The sequence below is a fragment of the Methylophilus sp. VKM B-3414 genome (assembly GCF_032248435.1).
Lineage (GTDB): Bacteria > Pseudomonadota > Gammaproteobacteria > Burkholderiales > Methylophilaceae > Methylophilus > Methylophilus glucosoxydans.
Genome location: NZ_JAVTLI010000009.1, coordinates 16,502 through 37,648, shown reverse-complemented (window position 1 = coordinate 37,648; position 21,147 = coordinate 16,502). Strand labels below are relative to the sequence as shown.

15 protein-coding genes are annotated in these 21,147 nt (G+C 52.4%); 11 read left to right on the top strand and 4 right to left on the bottom strand.

Going from position 1 to position 21,147, the window contains the following annotated elements; genetic code table 11:
* Positions 1–185: 185 nt before the first annotated feature.
* The 5 genes from murJ to Q9292_RS09660 all read left to right on the top strand — a co-directional run bounded on the left by murJ (position 186) and on the right by Q9292_RS09660 (position 6,462).
* Positions 186–1,730: a murein biosynthesis integral membrane protein MurJ gene (gene murJ / locus Q9292_RS09680; RefSeq protein ID WP_194748588.1), complete on the top strand. Its 1,545-nt coding sequence runs from the start codon at positions 186–188 to the stop codon at positions 1,728–1,730.
* Positions 1,730–2,632, top strand: coding sequence for a bifunctional riboflavin kinase/FAD synthetase (locus Q9292_RS09675; protein ID WP_313987385.1), 903 nt, complete (start codon positions 1,730–1,732; stop codon positions 2,630–2,632). The genes murJ and Q9292_RS09675 overlap by 1 nt, the downstream gene beginning before the upstream one ends.
* 94 nt (positions 2,633–2,726) lie before the next feature.
* Positions 2,727–5,585: an isoleucine--tRNA ligase gene (ileS, locus tag Q9292_RS09670; RefSeq protein ID WP_313987382.1), complete on the top strand. Its 2,859-nt coding sequence runs from the start codon at positions 2,727–2,729 to the stop codon at positions 5,583–5,585.
* Positions 5,578–6,057, top strand: a complete 480-nt coding sequence (lspA, locus tag Q9292_RS09665) for a signal peptidase II (protein WP_313987379.1) — start codon at positions 5,578–5,580, stop codon at positions 6,055–6,057. Before ileS ends, lspA begins: the two co-directional genes overlap by 8 nt.
* A gap of 45 nt (positions 6,058–6,102) precedes the next feature.
* Positions 6,103–6,462: a DUF1905 domain-containing protein gene (locus tag Q9292_RS09660; RefSeq protein ID WP_313987376.1), complete on the top strand. Its 360-nt coding sequence runs from the start codon at positions 6,103–6,105 to the stop codon at positions 6,460–6,462.
* Positions 6,463–6,486: 24 nt separating this feature from the next.
* Here the strand turns inward: Q9292_RS09660 and Q9292_RS09655 are convergent, their stop codons facing one another.
* Both Q9292_RS09655 and Q9292_RS09650 read right to left on the bottom strand, forming a co-directional pair.
* Positions 6,487–8,700 (bottom strand): putative bifunctional diguanylate cyclase/phosphodiesterase, encoded by a 2,214-nt coding sequence (locus tag Q9292_RS09655; RefSeq protein WP_313987373.1) that lies wholly within the window; start codon positions 8,698–8,700, stop codon positions 6,487–6,489.
* 131 nt (positions 8,701–8,831) lie between these two features.
* A complete protein-coding gene (locus Q9292_RS09650; RefSeq protein WP_313987369.1) occupies positions 8,832–9,728 on the bottom strand; it encodes a DUF808 domain-containing protein in 897 nt (298 codons plus the stop codon).
* A gap of 64 nt (positions 9,729–9,792) precedes the next feature.
* Between Q9292_RS09650 and Q9292_RS09645 the strand changes: the two genes are divergently transcribed.
* The 6 genes from Q9292_RS09645 (at position 9,793) to Q9292_RS09620 (ending at position 16,859) form a co-directional block, all read left to right on the top strand.
* Complete coding sequence (locus Q9292_RS09645) at positions 9,793–10,227, top strand: DUF2946 domain-containing protein (protein ID WP_313987366.1); 435 nt, start codon at positions 9,793–9,795, stop codon at positions 10,225–10,227.
* 64 nt (positions 10,228–10,291) lie between these two features.
* Positions 10,292–10,540, top strand: coding sequence for a helix-turn-helix domain-containing protein (locus tag Q9292_RS09640; RefSeq protein ID WP_194748582.1), 249 nt, complete (start codon positions 10,292–10,294; stop codon positions 10,538–10,540).
* Positions 10,541–10,617: 77 nt separating this feature from the next.
* On the top strand, positions 10,618–11,367 hold the full coding sequence (locus Q9292_RS09635) for a PEP-CTERM sorting domain-containing protein (RefSeq protein ID WP_313987362.1): 750 nt from the start codon (positions 10,618–10,620) through the stop codon (positions 11,365–11,367).
* A 63-nt stretch (positions 11,368–11,430) separates the two neighbouring features.
* Positions 11,431–12,150: a PEP-CTERM sorting domain-containing protein gene (locus Q9292_RS09630; protein WP_313987359.1), complete on the top strand. Its 720-nt coding sequence runs from the start codon at positions 11,431–11,433 to the stop codon at positions 12,148–12,150.
* A 62-nt stretch (positions 12,151–12,212) separates the two neighbouring features.
* On the top strand, positions 12,213–14,477 hold the full coding sequence (locus Q9292_RS09625; RefSeq protein ID WP_313987356.1) for a TonB-dependent receptor: 2,265 nt from the start codon (positions 12,213–12,215) through the stop codon (positions 14,475–14,477).
* 30 nt (positions 14,478–14,507) lie between these two features.
* On the top strand, positions 14,508–16,859 hold the full coding sequence (locus Q9292_RS09620; protein ID WP_313987353.1) for a TonB-dependent receptor: 2,352 nt from the start codon (positions 14,508–14,510) through the stop codon (positions 16,857–16,859).
* Between the two features lie 38 nt (positions 16,860–16,897).
* Here Q9292_RS09620 and Q9292_RS09615 read toward each other — a convergent pair whose 3' ends face one another.
* Both Q9292_RS09615 and Q9292_RS09610 read right to left on the bottom strand, forming a co-directional pair.
* A complete protein-coding gene (locus Q9292_RS09615) occupies positions 16,898–18,175 on the bottom strand; it encodes an HD-GYP domain-containing protein (protein WP_313987350.1) in 1,278 nt (425 codons plus the stop codon).
* Positions 18,168–21,107, bottom strand: coding sequence for an EAL domain-containing protein (locus tag Q9292_RS09610; protein WP_313987347.1), 2,940 nt, complete (start codon positions 21,105–21,107; stop codon positions 18,168–18,170). Before Q9292_RS09610 ends, Q9292_RS09615 begins: the two co-directional genes overlap by 8 nt.
* Positions 21,108–21,147: the final 40 nt, after the last annotated feature.

The window sequence follows — 21,147 nt, the reverse complement described above, 5'->3', positions numbered from 1 at the left end:
AAAGGGGTGTGATACGAAACCGTGCATCATACTGTTTTCGCTTTGTTTTTGCAAGATAAAAACGCATTTTCCTCGACTGCGGATGCCTGCATGGTAAAATCGGCCAAATTTTTAATCAGTCAGCCGTTCGTTGGGAGCGGCTCACGATCAAAAAAATAAACCAGGGCCTATATTTTCCACCATTTATGAATTTGCTCAAAGCATTGGCCACCGTGGGTGGCATGACCTTTATTTCGCGCCTGCTGGGATTTGTGCGTGACACCTTGATTGCCCGTATTTTTGGCGCGGGGATGGCCACCGATGCTTTTTTTGTCGCTTTCAAGATTCCTAATCTATTACGCCGGATCTCGGGCGAAGGGGCATTTAGCCAGGCCTTCGTGCCTATCCTTTCCGAATATCGCAAGCAACGCACGCCAGAAGCGACCCGGGCCTTGATCAATCATGTTGCCAGTTTGCTGGGCCTGTTTCTGGTCGGGATCACCATTGTGGGCATGCTGGCAGCACCGCTGATCGTGCGGCTGACCTCGCCTGGGTTTGTGAGCGACCCGGCCAAATTCGCACTCACCACGGAGCTGTTGCGCATTACCTTTCCTTATATCCTGTTTATCTCGCTGGTTTCGATGGCGGGGGGCGTGTTGAATGCTTTCAGCAAGTTTCAGGTGCCCGCATTTACGCCCGTCTGGCTCAATTTGAGTTTTATCACCGCTGCGATTTTTATTGCCCCGCATTTTCACAACTCGGTGTATGTACTGGCTTGGGCCGTGTTTGTCGGCGGGATTATTCAGTTACTGTATCAACTGCCTTACCTGCAACAGATAGGCATGTTGCCGCGCTACGAACTGAATTTGCAAGATGAAGGCGTGCGCCGCATCCTTAAGCTCATGGGGCCCGCGATTTTTGGCGTTTCTGTCGCGCAAATTTCGATTGTGTTGAATAACATTTTTGCCTCATTCATGCCCACAGGCAGTGTGTCCTGGCTGTATTACGCTGACCGCCTCATGGAGTTCCCGACCGGGGTGCTGGGCGTGGCATTGGGCACGATTTTGTTGCCCAGCTTATCCAAGGCGCATGTGGATAAATCCAGCGCCGAGTTTTCGCAATTGCTGGACTGGGGCTTGCGCCTTACGTTTATGCTGGCCATTCCGGCGGCTGTGGCGATGGCCGTGCTGTCCAAACCATTGGTGGCGAGTCTATTTTATTACGGCAAATTCACACCGGTCGATGTGGCGCAAACCGAGCGCGCCCTGATTGCGTATAGCCTGAGCCTGCTGGGCCTGATTATGGTCAAGGTACTGGCCCCTGGCTTTTATGCACGCCAAAATATCAAAACACCGGTCAAAATTGCGATTTTTACCTTGGTGATGACCCAAATTCTCAATGTGGGCTTTTTGCTGTTTACCTCATTGCAGCATGCCGGGCTGGCGCTGGCCGTGGGCTTGGGCGCTTGCCTGAATGCGACCATGCTGTGGGTTATGTTGCAAAAAAGTGGTGCGTTCGAGCCGCAGCCAGGGTGGGGCCGCTTTCTGTTCAAGCTGCTCGTTGCGGTCACCCTGATGGCCTTGGCATTGCACGCCACAGATCGTTGGGTGGGGGATTGGTTAGCCATGCCAGCCTTGACGCGCATGCTGCATCTGGCGGGCGTGGTGGTTTTGGGTATGGCAGTTTATTTTTCAGCCTTAGGTTTGCTAGGCTTTAGGCCTCAACATTTTATGAAGCGGGTGGCCAAATAATGCAAATATTTCGTCATTTTCCAGCGGCTCAAACGCCGCAGGCGATTGCCATCGGTAATTTTGATGGCATGCATTTAGGGCATCAGGCCTTGCTCAGGCAGCTGATTGCCTACACGCAAACCTACAAGATTACGCCAGCGGTCATGACCTTTGAGCCGCATCCACGTGAATTTTTTACACCACAAAACGCCCCCGCGCGTTTGGCCTCCATGCGCGAAAAGCTGGAGTATTTTGCCGAGTGTGGTGTGCAGCATGTCTATGTGCAGCGCTTTAACCAGGCGTTTGCCGGGCAGAGTCCAGCCGCTTTTATGCAAGTGCTGCGCGAGCAACTCAACGCCAATGTGGTGATGGTGGGCGAGGACTTCTGTTTTGGTTCCAGGCGGGCGGGCAGTGTGCAAACCCTGATTGAGCACGGGTTTAATGTGATTCCCTTACCAGAAGTGCAGCTGCAAGGTGAGCGTGTGTCGAGCACCTTGGTGCGCGATGCGCTGGCGGCTGGTGAGTTGCTCAAAGCGCAGGCCTTGCTGGGGCGGCCTTACAGCATCAGTGGCAAGGTCGTCCATGGCGCCAAGCTGGGCCGGCAACTGGGGTTCCCCACTGCCAATGTCCATATGCGCCACGAACGGCCTGCACTGACAGGGGTTTATGCGGTAAAATTGAACAATTTACCGGCTGTGGCCAATTTGGGCAATCGCCCGACGCTGGAAGGCATCCCCAAGCTTAAACTCGAAGTGCATGTGTTTGATTTTAATGGTGATCTTTACGATCAACATGTGCATGTGCAGTTTTTTCAAAAACTGCGCGACGAGCAAAAATTTGCCGGACTGGATGCCCTGAAAGCGCAAATTGCGCTGGATACTGCAGCAGCAAAAAGCTATTTTGCCACAGATACACACAGATAAACGCAGATAAAAACCAAGCAATTGCTGGGAGCCGACGCAGAATATCTGTGTGCCTTTGTGTTTATCTGTGGTTAAAACGATTTGAGAATTTTAAATGACTGACCAAAGCAAAGATTCAAAATATAAACTGAATTTACCCGAAACCAGCTTTCCCATGCGTGGTGATTTGTCCAAGCGCGAACCCGCCTGGTTAAAAAGCTGGCAAGAACGCAAGGTCTATGAGCGTATCCGCGCCAAGCGCAAAGGTGCGCCAGCGTTCATACTGCATGATGGCCCGCCTTACGCTAACGGTGACATCCACATTGGTCACGCCGTCAATAAAATCCTCAAGGACATCATCATCAAGGCCAAAACCATGAGTGGTTTTGACGCGCCTTATGTGCCAGGCTGGGATTGCCACGGTCTACCCATTGAGTTGGTGGTCGAGAAAAACCACGGAAAAAATATAGACCCTGCCAAGTTTCGTGAGCTATGCCGCGCCTACGCCGCTGAGCAGGTCGAGAAACAGAAAAAAGACTTTATTCGCCTGGGGGTACTGGGCGATTGGGATCACCCATATCTGACCATGGCGTTTAATACCGAGGCAGATATCATGCGTGCCTTGGGCGAAATCTACCAGAATGGCTATTTGTACCAGGGTTCCAAGCCCGTGCACTGGTGCGTGGACTGCGGTTCTGCGCTGGCTGAAGCCGAGGTGGAGTATGAGGACGTTAACTCACCTGCGATTGATGTGGGCTTCAAAGTGGTGGACAACGCTGCGTTAAGCAAAGCATTTGGTACAACAGTGAATGGTGATGCTTATGCCGTGATCTGGACCACGACGCCATGGACCTTACCTGCCAACCAGGCGGTGAGTGTGAATGCCGAGCTCGAATATGACCTGATTCAAACCAGTAAAGGCTTGCTGATTCTGGTGCGTGACCTGGCCGAGAAAACCTTGGTCAGATATGCGGAAGAAAATACTTCTGTGGTCGCCAGTTGCAAGGGTGAAGCCCTGCGTGGCCTATTGTTGCAACACCCGTTCGATCACCGCCAGGTGCCTGTGATCACGGGCGACCACGTCACCACCGATGCCGGTACTGGCTTGGTCCACACGGCAGCCGCCCACGGTAACGATGACTGGCTGGTCATGCGTGCGCATTTCCCGAATGAAAAACCACGCGTCTTGATGGGGGGGGATGGCAAGTTTTTTACCAGTGAGCTGGTTGAGCTGGCTGAGATCCGAGGCCTGAGCCGTCAGGATGCGAATAAAGTGATTCTGGCTAAATTGCAGGAAAACGGCGTGCTGTTTGCCTCTGCGCGTTTAAACCACAGCTTCCCGCATTGCTGGCGCCATAAAACGCCATTGATGCAATTGGCAACGCATCAGTGGTTTATTGGCATGAACTCTGTTGGCAAAGATGGCAAAGCTTTGCGTGAACATGCCAACACAGCGGTAGACGCGACCCAGTTCTTCCCGAGCTGGGGCCGTGCACGCCTGGAGGCCATGATTAAAAACCGCCCAGACTGGTGCGTCTCTCGCCAGCGTAACTGGGGTGTGCCTATGCCGTTCTTTGTGCATAAAGAAACTGGTGAACCACATCCACAGACCATGCAGTTGCTGGAAACCGTGTGCAAACAGGTGGAGCAGCAGGGCATAGAAGCCTGGTTCAGCCTCGATGGCGCGACTTTCCTCGCGCAGCATGCGCCTGAAAATGCCGAGCAATACAAAAAAGTGACCGATACGCTGGACGTGTGGTTTGACTCTGGCGCCACGCATTATGCAGTGGTGCGTTCAGCGCATCATGCTAGCCTATCTGCGGCAGCTAACCAGCGTGAGGCTGAACACCAGCCTGTGGCTGACTTGTATCTGGAAGGCTCTGACCAACACCGTGGCTGGTTTCAGTCCAGCTTGCTGACTGGGTGCGCCATTGATGGCAATGCGCCTTACAAAGCCTTGCTGACACATGGTTTTGTGGTGGATGGAGCAGGTCACAAAATGAGTAAGTCCAAAGGCAACGTGGTTGCACCGCAAAAGGTGATGGACACCTATGGTGCTGATATCCTGCGCTTGTGGGTTGCCTCAACCGACTACTCAGGTGAGCTGACCATCAGTGACGAGATCCTCAAGCGCGTGGCCGATGGCTATCGCCGTATCCGCAATACCTTGCGCTTCTTGCTCTCTAACCTGGCTGACTTTGATGCCAGCAAAGACTTGTTGCCGGTTGATCAGTGGCTGGAAATTGACCGTTACGCGCTGCATCTGACCCATCAATTGCAAACGGGTATTCTGGCCGATTACGACAAATACGAATTCCATCTGGCCGTACAGAAATTTGTGAGTTTCTGTTCTGAAGACTTGGGCGGTTTCTACCTCGATATCCTCAAAGACCGTTTGTACACCAGCGGTGAAACCTCGCATGCGCGACGTGCGGCTCAGAGCGCCCTGCATCACATCACGCATGCCATGATGCGTTTGATGGCGCCAATCTTGAGCTTTACTGCTGATGAAATCTGGCAGACCTTGGGACTGGATGCTGTGGCGACCGTGTTTGAAGAAGACTGGTATGCATTGCCTGCCCATGGCTTGAGTGACACGCAATTACAGCACTGGCAAACTGTTATTGCCTTGCGCGCGCAAGCTGCCAAAGAGATTGAAGTGTTGCGTGGCGAAGGCAAGGTGGGGTCTTCATTGCAAGCCGAGCTGGAGTTTCATGTTACCAGCGAGGCGTTTGAAGCCCTGAGCAGCCTGCAGGATGACTTGCGCTTTGTCATGATCACCTCCAGCGCGATCACCTATAAAGTGGCCGATGCGTCAGCGCAGAAAATCCTGGTGAAGCCGAGCGCACACCAGAAGTGCGACCGTTGCTGGCATTACCGTGCGGATGTCGGCATTGATCTCGCACACCCGACCCTGTGCGGCCGCTGTGTAAGCAACCTGTTTGGCAAAGGTGAAGTGCGCAACTATGCCTAATGTTCGCTCGGCTCTGCCATGGCTGGTGTTAAGCGCCATTGTCATCGCGCTTGATCTCTACACCAAGCACCTGATCCAGCGCATGTTTGTCTATGGCGAGCACGTGCCAGTGACCGGTTTTTTTGATCTGGTGCGTTACCACAACACCGGCGCGGCCTTTAGCTTTTTGGCCAATGCCGGCGGCTGGCAGCATGGCTTTTTCACCGCGGTCTCTACGCTGGCTTCGGCCGTGATGGTGTATTTGCTGGTCAAACATCCGCAGAAAAAGGTATTCTGTTTGGGGCTGGCGCTGGTGTTGGGCGGCGCCTTGGGCAATCTCTATGATCGCCTCACGCTCGGCTATGTGGTGGACTTTTTGCTGTTTTATTATCAGCAATGGGCCTGGCCTGCGTTTAATGTGGCAGACAGTGCCATTTGCGTCGGTGTGGGCATGTTGATGCTGGATAGTTTTAAACAACCCACGGCCTCCTGAAACCGCGTTCTGCAGTCTAGTGAACGCGGGTCCTGGTGACTTGCGATGACTGAGGTGGTGATGGATGGACTGGAATATACGTTTACTGATGTGATCAGGCTTTGGCAAGGCAGCAAAAGCACCTGGCATTACGTCAGCTTGCCGCCAGACATCTCTGACGAAATTCATACCCTTAGCCAATACCATCAAACCAAACGCCGCGGCTGGGGGGCGGTCAAGGTCACTGCGAGTATCACTTCCAACCGCGCCCCATCTATTCCAGCCCCAGCCTTGACGTGGCAAACCTCGATTTTTCCGGCATTTGATCACAAGCGCTATGCCTTGTTTTTAAAGGCAGAAATTCGCAAGCAGGCGAGTGTGCGGGAAGGTGATGCCGTGACTATACAACTCAAACTGCAGTTTTAAGCCGTAGGCTGACAGCGTCAAAGATTAAGCGCTCAGCGTTTGTGTCTTGGCCGCGACTAACAGGGGCGGAATGCCTTGGATATCCATCGGGCGGCCCAGCAGAAAGCCCTGGATGCAATCGCAGCCGATCTTGCGCAGAAACTCAAGCTGCGCTTCGGTTTCAATGCCTTCTACCACAACGGACAAGCCCAGAATGCCGGCTGTTTTGATAATGGTGCTGACAATTTCGCTGTCGGCGCTGCTTTCCGGTACATCAATCATAAAGGCACGGTCAATTTTGAGTTCATCCAGGGGCAGGTGTTTGAGTTTAAACAGCGATGAGTTGCCTACACCAAAATCATCGAGCGACAGGCGCACGCCAATAGCCTTGAATTGTTTTAAGGTTTCCAGCGCCTGTTCTTCATGTTCAAAGACGGCACTTTCGGTGATTTCCAGGGTCAGCAAGCGGGCCGGCAGGTGATAGCGTTGTAGTTGCCCGGCAATGCGCAGTGGCAAGCTATGGTCACGGAATTGCCGCGGGGAGATGTTAATTGAAAGGCCCACCTCATGACCACTGTCTTTAACCAGCTTGGCCCAATGCTTGAATGCTTCTGCAATAATCCATTCGCCCATGGGTAAAATCAGGCCAGACTGTTCGGCGTAGGGGATAAATTCAGCCGGGGAGACCACCTCTCCCTTGTTGGTTTTCCAGCGGATGAGCGCCTCAATATTGCAGATGACCGGTTGTTGTTTGCCCAGGCTGAAAATCGGTTGAAACTGCAAAAAGAATTCTTGTTTTTTGATGGCTTTGCGCAGTTGCACGTCGAGCTTGAAGCGGTTTTGAGCCAGCCTGGTATGTTCTTTGCAATAGAATAAATACGGATGTTGGGTGCCGTGCTTGGCATGCGCAAGTGCGGTGTTGGCATTGCGTGCCAGCTGCTCTGCATCTTCTGCATCACGCGGAAACAGGCTGATGCCGATATAGGCATCCAGAATCAATTCATGTCCTTCAATCAGCACGGGCTTATGCACAATTCTGCATAAATTGTTTGCCAGATGAACCAGTTCGGCATCGGTTTTCCGCGAGGTAATCAGGGCAAATTTGTCGCCATGCACACGGCCTAACTCGCCGGATTCATGCGTGATATATTGCAGGCGCTGGGCGATCTCCAGTAAGTACAAGTCGCCGGTATGGTGGCCGAAGCTGTCGTTAATGCTTTGAAAATGCTTTAAATCAATCATGAGCAGGGCGACGGTGTCGCTGGCATCGGCTGCCGTGATGATGGCGTGTTCTAGCAGTGTGTGTATGGCCAGCCGGTTGGGAAGCCGCGTGAGCGGGTCGTTGCGCGACAACTGCTGGAACTGGCGTTCTTTTTCGGCCAGCAGATTTTCGGCGAGTAGCAGTTTTTCACTCTCACGCAGCAAGATACTTTGCCGCAGGGCCGAGAACACCAGAATCATCATGACTGAGCCGATGGCAATGTAATAGGCATAGGGGTGCGGGCCGCTTTGCCACCAGATGAGCGCCAGTGTACACATGCTAAAAATAAAGGTAATGGCTGGAATCAAGCCGCGAACGCGTCTGCATTGCCTGTGATAAGACACGCGCTTGGCAATGCGGACTTGCCAGCCATACAGCCCGCTGCCGATCAACAGGTCTGCCGCTGAAAAACCGTAATTGGTCCAGAGGCTAGTTTGAGGCACGTGGTTGAGTGCGTTCAGGTTCCATTGCATCCAGCATGCGCCCAGCAAGGTCAACCCCGCGCTGAGCATAAGCCAGGGCATCATCCATGCCGGTCGCAGGTATGGGATCAATAGCAGGGAAACCAGCGCAGCACTGAGTAAACTGGCAGGGTAGGCACTGAGCACGGCCAGCTGTAGTGGGCTGACTTCGGACGATTGTGGCAAATATAAAATTAGGATGTAGCTGAGAACAGCAATGCTGAATGAAATGGTGTCAATCGAGAATGCCCAGGTTTTGGCCGCAGAAAGCTGGCTGCGTAAGGCGGTGATAAAGCCGATGATGAGGCATACGCCCATGAGGGGGTAAAAAATATCGGACTGGGCGGGGAAATTGGTTTGTTTGGTGAGGACTTCAAATATCCAGAGCACGCCGCCGGTAAAATAGGCCAAGGTACCAAACACAAACCAGCGTTTACAGGGGCGGTGTGAGAGATGGCTGCGGTAATAACCCAGTAGCGCCAGAATCAGGCAGGCCGCATTGGTGACAAACCAGTGCACATTATCCAGCCATAACATTTGAGCGGGTGTTGCTTGCAAAGAACCGAGCAAGCAAGCAACGGAAACCGATAAAGCAACCACTATTACTTTGCGCGAAAGTATCATGAAGCCCCCTTTTTAGGTAATTCTAACAAGGGCTTAGAAAAAAACTAGTGTTTCTTTCTAAATATCATCGCGATATGGATTAAGACGAAGCAGATAGCGCCCGCCAATATGCCGATCAAGGCGTTCCACAACAGCGTCCACTGTGGAGATTGCTCAATCAGCGCATGCAAGGGGGGGATGCCATGGGCGAGAATGCCACCGCCGACCAGAAACATGGCCGCGGTGCCGACGATGCTGAGCAAGCGCATCAGGTAGGGGACCGTTTGCACCATGCCCCAACCTGTTTTGCGTGCGGCAGAGGCCAGAAGATGATGACCGCTTCGTTGCATCAGCCATAAGCCGATATCATCCATTTTGACGATCAAAGCGACCAGGCCATACACCCCCAGTGTCATGACGACTGCAATGAGGGAGAGCACCAGAATACGCTGCGTGATAGCTGCATCGGCGACAACGCCCAGGGCAATCACAATAATTTCGGCGGACAGAATGAAGTCCGTCCGAACAGCGCCTTTGATTTTTTCCTGCTCCAGGGCGACCAGGTCTGTCTCAGGTTGCTGCATGGCGGCGTGGATCGCTTGTTCACTGGTGTCCGAGTGCTTGTCATGGCGCAGTTTGTGCCAGACTTTCTCAAAGCCTTCAAAGCACAGAAAGGCCCCTCCCAGCATCAGCAAGGGGGTGATCAGCCAAGGTAAAAACGCACTGATCAACAGCGCTGCAGGCACCAGAATCAGTTTGTTCAGCAGCGATCCTCGCGCCACCGCCCACACCACTGGCAGCTCTCTCTTGGCGGCAATCCCAGTGACTTGCTGGGCATTGAGCGCAAGGTCATCGCCCAGCACCCCCGCTGTTTTTTTGGCCGCGAGCTGGCTCATGACGGAAACGTCATCCAGCATGGTGGTAATGTCATCTAGTAGTGCCAGCAGGCTGGGAGTGGCCATGGTTTGTCCTGTGTCAATGAAGAGGCTATTGTTTATTTTAAAGGATTGCCGTTAAAATGGCGGCATGGTGACGCGCAAATTTCAACGTTGGATGGCACGCATGGCCTTGATGGCTATCATGCTGGCTGCGCTCGTGCCGACGTTGAGCCTCGCGTTTCCCATGCAAACAGGCAAAAGCTTTATTCAGGAGGTGTGTTCCTCGCAGGGCAGTAAACTGGTCATTCAGGTGATCACCACGCAAGGAAAATTGCGCGCCACCCTGATTGACTATCAGCCTTCACAAAAACCGGTTTCACTGGGACATCATCTCAATCATTGTCCGTTCTGCCATATGGCGATGGATGATGTGGTATTGCCCCAGCCCAATCCGGCTTACATTCTGTTTCAACAAGCCCAGGCCGAGATTGCTTTAAGCAGCTATCAGGCCCCGGTTGTCGCAAGTGTTTACTCCACCGCGCACCCCACGCGCGCACCCCCACTGACTCCACGCTCAATCTAGCACCGTCTGTCGTCTAGACGGTTTATGGGTATGCCTGTGATGCAGGCACATATGGAGTCATGACATGATCGTCATCAACCTTCAGGCAATGATATTTGCCAAACAGGTGGAGTGGAAACGCCACATCACCCTCAAAGAAATCGCTGAGTCTACCGGCATCAGCCGCATGACCTTGCATCGCATGGTCAAAAATCCTTCTTACAACGCATGCACTGAGCATCTGGGCAAACTTTGCTCTTATTTTGCTTGTGACATCAGCGCGCTTATCCGCTGGCAACCCGATCGGGATGCCAGGCAAGTCTTCGCCGCCTGATGTGTGATGCTAACCCTGCTGGTAGCTGGCCAGTAGGGGGCATGCCGTTTACAAAAAATATTTCTGAGGAAAAGTATATGAAAAAAACCTTCTTGGCCCTGGCCTTGCTGGGACTCACTCAACCTGCCTGGGCGCATTTAAGTTATACCGGGCGTGACTTTGGCACATTCTCTGGCCTGGTGAATGCCAGCAATAGTATTACCACCACCGTCAATACCAACTATGGCTGGGCCGGCGCTGCTGACGGCAATCTGGGCGATAGCCATATCGGCCGCGCTTTCCGCTTCACCCTGCAAAACAATGCCTGGGTGGATTTCAGCGTCGATGCAACCTCTGCCGATCTGTTACCTGCTTTCTCTATTTACGGTGGACTGGCGGCCATCAGAACTGGCGGTGTTTTCCCTGGCACGCAAACCAGTGCCGATTACGATAGTGCCAACGCTTCTATCGTCTGGCGCTACAGCTGGGCGCAAGCCAACCTGGGCTCCAACAAGTCGTATACCGACACCGATGGCAGCTGGAACGCACTGGGCAACTGGAAAATGGGCGGTGACGGCGATGCGATTGGCATCGACAGCGAACTGAGCAGCTTTATCTACAAGGGCTCTGCGACCACAGCGACCGATGTGGTCACCGGCAAGTTTCTGCTGGGGGCAGGGGATTACACCATCATGATTGGCGGTAACAACGCCGCAAACCAGCTGGCGACTAGTTTTGGCTACACCGCCTCACTGAATGTCAGCGCAGTCCCAGAGCCGGAAAACATGGCCCTGTTGCTGACAGGTCTGGCCTTGGTCGGCTGGCAGGTGCGCCGTCTTAGCAATTAACCCCATGACATGAGTCGTTGGTGAGTGTGCTTAACGCCCTCACCAACATGATAGGAGAAGAAAATGAACGTATTGAAAAAAACATTGGCAATCGCTGCCATGACTTTGGCAACCAGCCCAGCATTTGCTGCGGTATCTACTTACAATGTGACCACCACCTGGTTTGAGCCAGACACCCAGCCAAAAAACTCTATTTTTGAAGGGTCATTTAGTTATGACTCAGCAACAAAAGTAATTACCGGCCTGGCGGGTAAGCTGAGTGAGTCTATGACTGGTACAGATGCTTCCAATATGACTTGGTTAAACCTGAATTACCAGTTGGTTTCTTGGTATGACGCTGCTTTAGGCGGCACATTTGCTGCCACCTTTAAAAACAGCAACACGAATACCTTCTCAACCCTGGCTGGCGGGGATGGCTGGAGCCCTCAGGCGGGTGTGGATATCGGCGGTGTTTATTACGGCTATCCGCGTCCGGCAAATAATCCTGGTAACGCTTACGCCTTGATTTTTGTCCCTGATAATCCATTGACTGCGTTGACACAGACTCAAATTAACAAACTGGCTTATGCCGACTGTGCGCCTGGCGGCATGATGGGCGCCGTTTGTATGACAGGGACCTCCGCGGCTGGGTATGGCTCGGTGGGCACCATGAGTGGGTATCCCGTCAGTCAGGTGATCAGCATTGTGGCTGTGCCTGTTCCTGAGGCAAGCACCTATACGCTGTTGAGTTTAGGCCTGGTCATGACCGGCATGATAGCGCGCCGCCGCCGTGAGCAAGCATAACTAGGAAGAGCGGAGAAAGATGGTAAATGCATGCGCATTTGCCATCTTTGACTGAAAAAATCATGAAATTATTGAGATTGTTGATGGCGTTGCTCGTCTCGCCCATGCTTGGTTACGCTGGCCCTAATGCTGAGGAAAGCGAGAAAAGCTTGCAATTGCCTCCCGTGCAAGTTGACCAGGAAAGCCGTTTTAAAGGGGAGGTCATCCCTTTGAAAGCCATTCGGCAAAAGGGGGCTAACACGACAGATACCGCTAAGTTGCTAGAAGAGATCCCTGGTGTCAGTAGCTTTAGTGCTGGCGGCATTTCAAGCCTGCCGACCATCCATGGGTTTGCAGATGACCGTAACCGTACGCAAGTGGATGGCATGGATTTGATGAGTGCTTGCCCAAATCATATGAACCCGGCGTTGTCATTTATCAATCCGGCGCAAGTGCGCAGCATTCAGGTCTATGCGGGCGTTGCCCCAGTTAGCGTGGGCGGCGATAGTATCGGCAGCACCATACAAGTGGATTCAGCGCGTCCGCGCTTTGCAAATGACGATCAGGTCTATGTCAGCTTTGGGCAGTTGGGGACGTTTTACCGGAGCAATGGGGCGGCCAGAGGAGCCAATGTGGCTTTGGGTGCAGCAACCCGTCAGTTTAGTCTGGCATATACAGAGACTTATGCCGATGCTAATAATTATCAGGCAGCAGGCAATTTCAAAAAACCAATTCTGCAAACGACTCCGACTGAAGATCGGGTTGGCGAAAAAGAGGTGGCCAGCTCTGCTTTCCGCCGATCGCGTAATCAGGAGCTGGGGTTGGCGTGGAACGTGGATGACAATCACCTGTTTGAATTGAAGTGGGGTGAGCAAAGCATAGATTGGGAGGGGTTTCCCAATCAGCGTATGGACATGGTCTCCAGCGAGTTTGATCCGAATAATGGTTCCAGCCTGTTAACGCACAAGCCTGCAAACGTAAATAAAACCGTCAACATGCATTATCTGGGAGCATACGATTGGGGTGAACTGGAGGTTCGCTATTTTCATCAAGACATCCGACACGCCATGGATATGTTGCGCAGCCGAGCATTTGGTATGTATATGCCTATGCTGAGCGACGCAAGCACTGATGGCGGCAGCATCAAAACCACTTTGCTACTTAATGCGCGTGACACGCTGCGCCTTGGGGTGGATTTCCAAAACTATCGTCTCGACGATTGGTGGACACCTATTGATGGTTTTAATATGGGGCCAAACACGTTTCAGAACATACGGAATGGTAAAAGAGACCGTCTGGGTGTTTATGGCGAGTGGGAGTCTGTATGGGATGCAGAATGGATGACATTATTAGGCCTGCGTACAGACAGTGTCCGTTCATCTGTTGACCCTGTTCAAGGCTACAACACTACCTATAGTGTGGATGCTGCCAAACTGAATCGTGGCGATCGTAACACCCAGACTCAGCAGTATGATTTGACCGCGCTAGTGAAATATCGTGCTGACGCCAATCAGGCTTATGAGATCGGATTCGCCCGCAAAAATCGCTCTCCCAATTTATACGAACGCTTCGCATGGTCTACCAATAGCATGGCCGCCTTGATGAATAACTTTGTTGGGGATGGCAATGGTTATGTGGGTAATCCAGACCTAAAGCCTGAGGTCGCCTATACCATGAGTGTGGTCGCGGATTGGCAGGATGCCAACCATGAAAAATGGGCGGTGAAAACGACGGCATATGCCACTTATGTTGACAATTATATTGATGCAAGACGCCTGCAACGAAATACCTCTGCGGGGAGCGGCTGTAATGGTACTAACGTCACGACCACGAATTGCTACGTCTTGTTGCAATATGAGAATGTGGATGCGCTGCTATATGGGGCGGATTTGTCCGGCAGCTATCAGTTTGGGCGATTGGCAAGTGTAGGCAACTTTTCAGCCACAGGGGTAATTAGCTACGTACGTGGGAATAATGAAACCACTGGCGGACATCTTTACCACATGATGCCACTCAATCTAAAAGCTGGCTTTCAGCATCAATTGGGCAAGTGGACCAACCGTCTTGAGCTGCAAAGTGTGGCAGAAAAAGTGCGCGTTTCAGAGGTGCGAAACGAAGTAAATACGCCTGGTTACACGATTTTTCATTTGCGCAGCAGCTATGAGTGGCAGCATGCACGCCTCGATTTTTCTGTCGAAAACTTGTTCAACAAATTTTATTTATTGCCCCTGGGCGGGGCATATGTGGCAGAAGGTAACTCCATGACGACGGGGGGGGCCGCCTATTACGGGATGAATGTGCCCGGCATGGGGCGGTCGGTCAATGTGGCTTTTAATCTATTTTATTAACCATCTACTTAAATGCTCAGGGAAGAAGTCATGAAGCAGTTTCGTTTACCAGGCAGCCTTTACTGGGGTGCCAGCCTGGTGTTGGGGTTGGCATCCATGCCAGTGTATGCCGATCATAATCAGGTAGAGCTGGATGATGTCGAGGTATCGGGTACGGTGGATAGCCGGATTGTCGATTATCCGGCCACCGTAGAAAGCTTTAACAAAAAACAGATTCAGGAGAGTGTGAATGCCACCACGGCCGCGCAGGCGATGAAGTTTTTGCCCAGTTTGCAAATCCGGGAGCGCTATATTGGCGATAGAAACGGCATTATTGCCGGGCGGACCGTGGGGACACTTTCAAGTGCGCAAACCATGCTGTACGCAGATGGCGTATTACTCTCCAATTTGCTGGGAAACTCGTTTGCCTTCCCGCCACGCTGGGGCATGATTAGTCCGGATGAGATTGAGCAGATTAGCATGATGTATGGACCTTTTTCTGCCATGTTCGCCGGTAACTCGTTTGGCGGTGTGGTCAGTGTAAAAACCAGGATGCCGACCAAGCTGGAGGCGCATACCAATGTGCAGTATTTCCGCCAAAATTTTGATTTATACCATTCAAAACTCAATCTTGAAGGCCAGCACCTTTCTGCTTCGCTTGGTGACAAATGGAATGACCTGAGCCTGCTGCTCAGCGCTGATTATCTGAATAATGAAGGCCAGCCCATGGATTTTGTCGTCCGTGATTTGAGTGCTGGGAGCCGCACAGCGGGCGGGGTCGCCGTTACCGGTGCCTCTGTCGACAAAAACGATAGAAATTTGCCGCGTAATGTGTTTGGGGCAGTGAGCATGGAGCGGCCGGAGCAAACAAATCTGCGGTTCAAGGCCGCATACGATGTAACGGATACCGTGAAAGCCACCTATACCCTGGGGTTATGGCATTTGAACAGTCATACGGATGTGGCGTCGTATCTCAAGGACGCTAATGGAAACACGGTGTATAACAACCGCGTACAGCTCAATGGCCTGCGCTATGATTTGAGCGGATTTAATCCGTCAAAAGCCGACGCGACGCATGTCATGCAGGCCATTGACCTCAAGTCGGACAGCAAAGGCTTTTTTGACTGGCAACTGACTTTTTCAGACTATGACTACCAGCAGGACAAAAATAGCCAGTCAAATATTGCTACCTCGACAACGACACTTGCTGCGGGGAATCCCTACATCAATCGTGCCGGGCGCGTGACAGACATGTCAGGCACGGGCTGGACCACCTTTGATGCGCGTGCAACCTTCAGGCCAGCAGAGGCTGGCTGGGGGCGGCATGTTGTGGATGTGGGCTACCATATTGATGAGTACGATCTTGGCAGCACCACCTTTGATACGGCAGACTGGCAAGTGGGAAACAAAGGCAACTTGAATAGCAGCTCACGTGGCAGCACGCGTACGCAAGCATTGTTTATTCAGGATAAATGGCAATTGCACCCGCAATGGTCGCTCACGTTAGGCGGACGTGCAGAGCGCTGGCAGGCTATGGATGGCCGTAACCAGGCCGTGACTGGCGGCGTGTTGTCTACGGCCAATTATGCGACGGCAGAGGCTAACCGGTTTTCGCCCAAGGTTTCATTGAGTTTTGAACCCATGCCAGAATGGGGATTCCGTGCTTCATTTGGACAGGCATTCCGTTTTCCGACGGTGAGTGAGCTCTATCAACAGGTTACGCAGAGCAGCCAGATTGTCCAGAACAACCCGAATCTCAAACCGGAGGAGGTGCTATCAGCTGAAATCACCGCCGAAAGGCGGTTTGCTAACGGCCTGATTCGCGCCAGCGTGTTTAACGAAGAAAAATATGATGCCTTGATCTCACAGACCATTGCCAATGGCCGCGCGATTCCCTATGGCACAGGGGTGTGTACAGCCGGGGCGGGTGGCTGTTCCTTTATCCAGAATTTGGACCACGTCAGGACCCGGGGGATAGAGTTGTCCACAGAATGGCAGGATGTATGGATTCATGGCCTGGATATTTTGGGCAGTGCTACGTTTACCGATGCAGAAATACTCCGTAACCGGGTGGACCGAAGTATTGAGGGCAATAAGGCCCCGCGGATTCCACGCGAAATGTTCAAGCTGGTGACGACCTATCATCAGGGCAGTCAGATTACCTACAGTGTGAGTGCCCGGTATAGCGGCCGTCAATACAACTTGCTGGATAACAGCGATGTCAATGATGACACCTACATCGCTGCGAGCAAGTTCTTTTTCGTGGATGTGAAGGCCAACTATCACATGAGCAAGCGCTGGACCGCCAGTGTGGGGATCGATAATCTGAACAACGATCAGGCCTATGTCCGCCACCCCTACCCGCAACGCACGGGGTATGTACAAGTCAAGTTTGATTATTGACCCGCGCCATTTTTACCGCGGGTCATCTTTCAACCGGGTCAAACGGTCGCGTAAACTTTATCCAGAAAGTAGCTGGTGCGCTGTTTGAGCCGCATACGTTTTTGCAGGATATCGGGCAGCTGCTCTGGTTTCAGACACTGGATGATGTTGATGTCCAGCGCTTCCCTGAGGTCAAAAGTTTCACCCTCTTCCTCAGGATCATCGTTGAGGATCTGCACGAAAGGCCTTAAAGGTTGCTGCGGGTTGGTGGAGATCACCGTTGCCAGTTGCTGATCTGAAAGGCGCACTACACTGCCTGGCGGATAAATGCCCAGGCACTTGATAAAGCGGCGCAAAATGGTCTGGTCAAATTGGTGACGTTGCTGCGCAAACATCATGCTGAGCGCTTCGTAGGGCGTTTTTGCCAAGGCCGGGTTAGAAGGGTTGCATAGATTGTCATACACATTGGCGATGATCAGGATATGCGCCAACGGGTCAATCTGTTCTGCACGCAGGCCTTGCGGGTAACCGCTGCCATCCGCAAATTCATGATGCTGGGCAATCAGTGTCATGATTTTTTTGGGTACGGCCACCTCTTTGAGCATATTCAGGCCTAAGGCGACGTGGGTTTGATAAATCGCGACTTCGCGCAGGTTAAGGGGGTCCTTTTTCAACAGGATTTTGTCACTAATCTGCCGCTTGCCAATATCATGCAAAATGGCCGCCATGCCCAGTATCACAGCATCCTCATCGCTGATATTCAGGTTCTTGGCCAGGATCAGGCTGGCCACCAGGGTATTCAGCTCATGCTGGTAATGCTGATCGCCGACACGGTGTCCGCTCATGGCGTGGATCGCAATATCACCTTCAGTCAGTGTGCTGCTGACTAGGTCTTGTACCAGGGTTTGAGCCAGTCCATAGGCCTGGTCAGGATGCTCGGTAGAGAGCTTCTGAATATTTTTGACCTCGGCACTGGTGCGCATAAACTTTTGCTCACTCTCGTTGATGACTTGCTTGAGCACCTGTCGTTTTTGCTGAGCAGCATTGAGCGGCGTTGTTTCTTTGGCGGGTTCCGGCTCCGGGAACAACGCTTTTTTCACCAGAAACTCCACAACATTGGCATTTTTTTTCAGCGGGTGACTGGTACTCCGTCGCGGGTCATAGCGTAGCTGCTTGAGCCCCAGCGATTTGATCGTGTCAATTTGCGCATCTTCAGTGATCTTGAAGTTGCTGACCGAGAATGGATGATCCATCCAACCGAGATCAAGGTGGATATATAACCCCACTTGCAGTTGGTCTGGGCTAATGTAATAAGTGTCGGAGGCTTGATTATGCATGGCGTTTTATTTTTCTTTGATTGTTTAATGTTAACAGTTTTACAAAATCGTCCGCATTGACCGGATAGGCGTACAGATAGCCTTGGGCTGTCTGGCACCCCAGTCGCTGTAAAAATTTTTCCTGCTCTTCTGTCTCTACGCCCTCAGCCACTACAGTAAATCCCAGCTGGGTCGCCATGGCGTAAATCGCACTGGTAATCGCAGCATCGTCCTTGTCGTTTGGCAGGTCTTTGACAAAGCTGCGGTCTATCTTGATCTGGTCCAGCGGCAACCGTTTCAAGTGTGAGAGTGAAGAGTAGCCGGTGCCAAAATCATCAATCGCAATGCTGATTCCCAACAGCTTGAGTTGATTGAAGGTGTCGACCACATGTTGCGTATGCTGCATCAAGGTGCTTTCGGTGATTTCAAGCTCAATGATGGATGGGTCACATTCGCTTTCCATCAGGATGCCGTAGACCGTGTCGGCAAACTTGCTTTTCATGATCTGCACAGCAGAGACATTAATCGCAATTTTCTTGAATTCCGGATGCTGTTGATGCCAGGCATGCGCTTGCCGGACCGACTGAGCGAGGGCCCATTCCCCTATGCTCAGAATCAGGCCGGTTTCTTCTGCCAGCGGGATGAATTTGGCGGGCGAGATAATGCCCTGTGTCGGATGCATCCAGCGGATGAGCGCTTCCGCGCCAATAATCATGCCTGTCTTGAGGTCAATCTGGGCCTGATAGAACATATTCAGCTGGTTTTTATTGAGCGCCTGCCGCAACTCGGTTTCCAGCTGGAAGTGCTCAACGGCATCGCGGCTCAGTGCAGCGTCGTAAAACGCGACATGGTTTTTACCGTTGTTTTTGACCTGATACATGGCGAGGTCGGCGGCTTTGATCAGGCTCTCGACATCCTGCCCATCCTGCGGGTACATCGAGATGCCTATGCTGCCACTGACAAAAATCTGGTGGTGGTCAATATTGAATTCAACTCGCAGGGCTTCCAGAATATCATGCGCTTTTTGTGACGCATCGGCCTTGCTGCGCAGGTTTTCCAGCATGATGATGAATTCGTCACCACCAAGGCGGCCAACGATGTCAGACTCACGGACGGCCTGACGCAGACGTTCGGTTACGCTCAACAATAACTGGTCGCCTGCATAATGCCCCAGGCTGTCGTTGATATTTTTAAAGCGGTCGAGGTCGATAAACAGAATGGCCGCTTGCTGCTCATTGCGGCCGGAGCGCTGAATCGCATGCGCGAACAGGTGATTAATCAGACGGCGGTTAGGCAGGCCGGTCAGCGGATCGTGATTGACCAGAGAGTTCAACTGGCGTTGCGAACGTTTCATTTCCGAAATATCCGCAAACACGCCCACATAGTTGGTGATGGCATTGGCGTGGTTACGCACCGCCGTGATGGTCATCCACTCGGTGTAGCTCTCACCGTTTTTGCGGACATTCTCAATTTCGCCAGACCATTTGCCATGACGTTTGAGCGCACCAAACAAGCCGCGCGGACGCTGTTTGAAGATTTGCGGTTTGCTGCCCAGCACCTCTTCTTCTGCATAGCCAGTAATCAAGGTGTAACCCTGGTTGATCCCGACCAGCTCCCCGGCCGGGTTCACAATCATGATGCCTTCGGTAGTACTGTCAAAGGCGATTTTTGCCAGCTTGAGATGTTTGCCGGTTTGTTCGCGGTTGATGGCCACGCTCAAGGTGCGGCCGATAGCCATCAGTGAGCCCAGTTCTTGTGAACTGGTCGGCTCTGCATCAAAACAGCGTTCAATGACCATGGAGCCCCACCAGTCATCGTCCAGCATCAGCGGCACAATGACCAGGTTGACCGTGTCGTGCGACTTGAGCAGGGCGCGCTCGGCCTCTGGCAGGCTCAGGGCATCACACATGACCGGCTGGCCCTGCGCCAGCAGGGCATGCCAGCGTTGTAGTTCTGGCGTGAGGAAAGACACTTTTTCCCAGTGCTCATACGTGGCATGAAAGCCGTTCATGGCCCAATGAAACAGGGCCTTGGAGCGCATTTCTGTCTTGTTGCGCGTATGGATATTCTCATGCTGCAGCAGGGTGGCGCGACTGAATCTGAAGGACAGGCAGCATTGTTGCAGTACGTTTTCTGCCACCGTTTGCCAGCGTTCAGTCGAGTGCAGCATCCAGTCGCATGAGATCAGGGTATCCAGCACGGCACTGCGGTTGTTGAGTTGGGTTTGAATAAACTTTTGCTCGCTCACATCGCGGGCGACCGTGATCAGGTGGCTTGGAAGGTCTTCGCGGTCGTAGTAGGCGACTTTATGCACCTCTAGCGTTTTATGACCGCCTTGTGGCAAATGCACCAACTCTTCATTGTGGTAGGGCTGGCGCGTTTGCCAGACTTGTTGGTCTGATTTTTCGTGATGTTCAAAACTGTTGCGGAATACCGGATGCAAGGTCTGCGCAATTTGACGGTTATTCAAAAACTCAAAGTCAAAATGGTTGATCTGGAAGGTGTTGAGCATTTGCTCGTTGGCCATCATCCAGCGGTTGTCGCTATCCTTGATGCAAATCAGGTCAGGGCTCATTTCGATCAGTGAATGCACGATGGATTGCATATGCAGCAACTGGTCGGTCAAGGTCTTTTCTTCTTCCTCCAGCATGAGGCCCACGGCGCGACGGGTGTGTTGCGGATAGAATAGTCTGCATTTGAAATCGCGCTTGAGGCCTTTGAGGGTAAGCGTGATGTTTAGCTCGGTTTTGCCTTCGCGCATGGCTTCGATGAGCACCTGACGTGACTCTTTGGGTAATTCCTCACCCACGGGGGCGAGCAGAGACAATGCCTGTTCGTTTGCCGCCAGGCTCACTGCACGGCGATTGATGGCCAGCATAGCCATATCGGGCATGGTGACGGCAAATGGCTGCAACCATGCTGTGCTATGATGATCAAAAACGGTGGGTAACATAATTCAGTCTGCTTGATTCCAGGCGTCTATCTGGGACGAT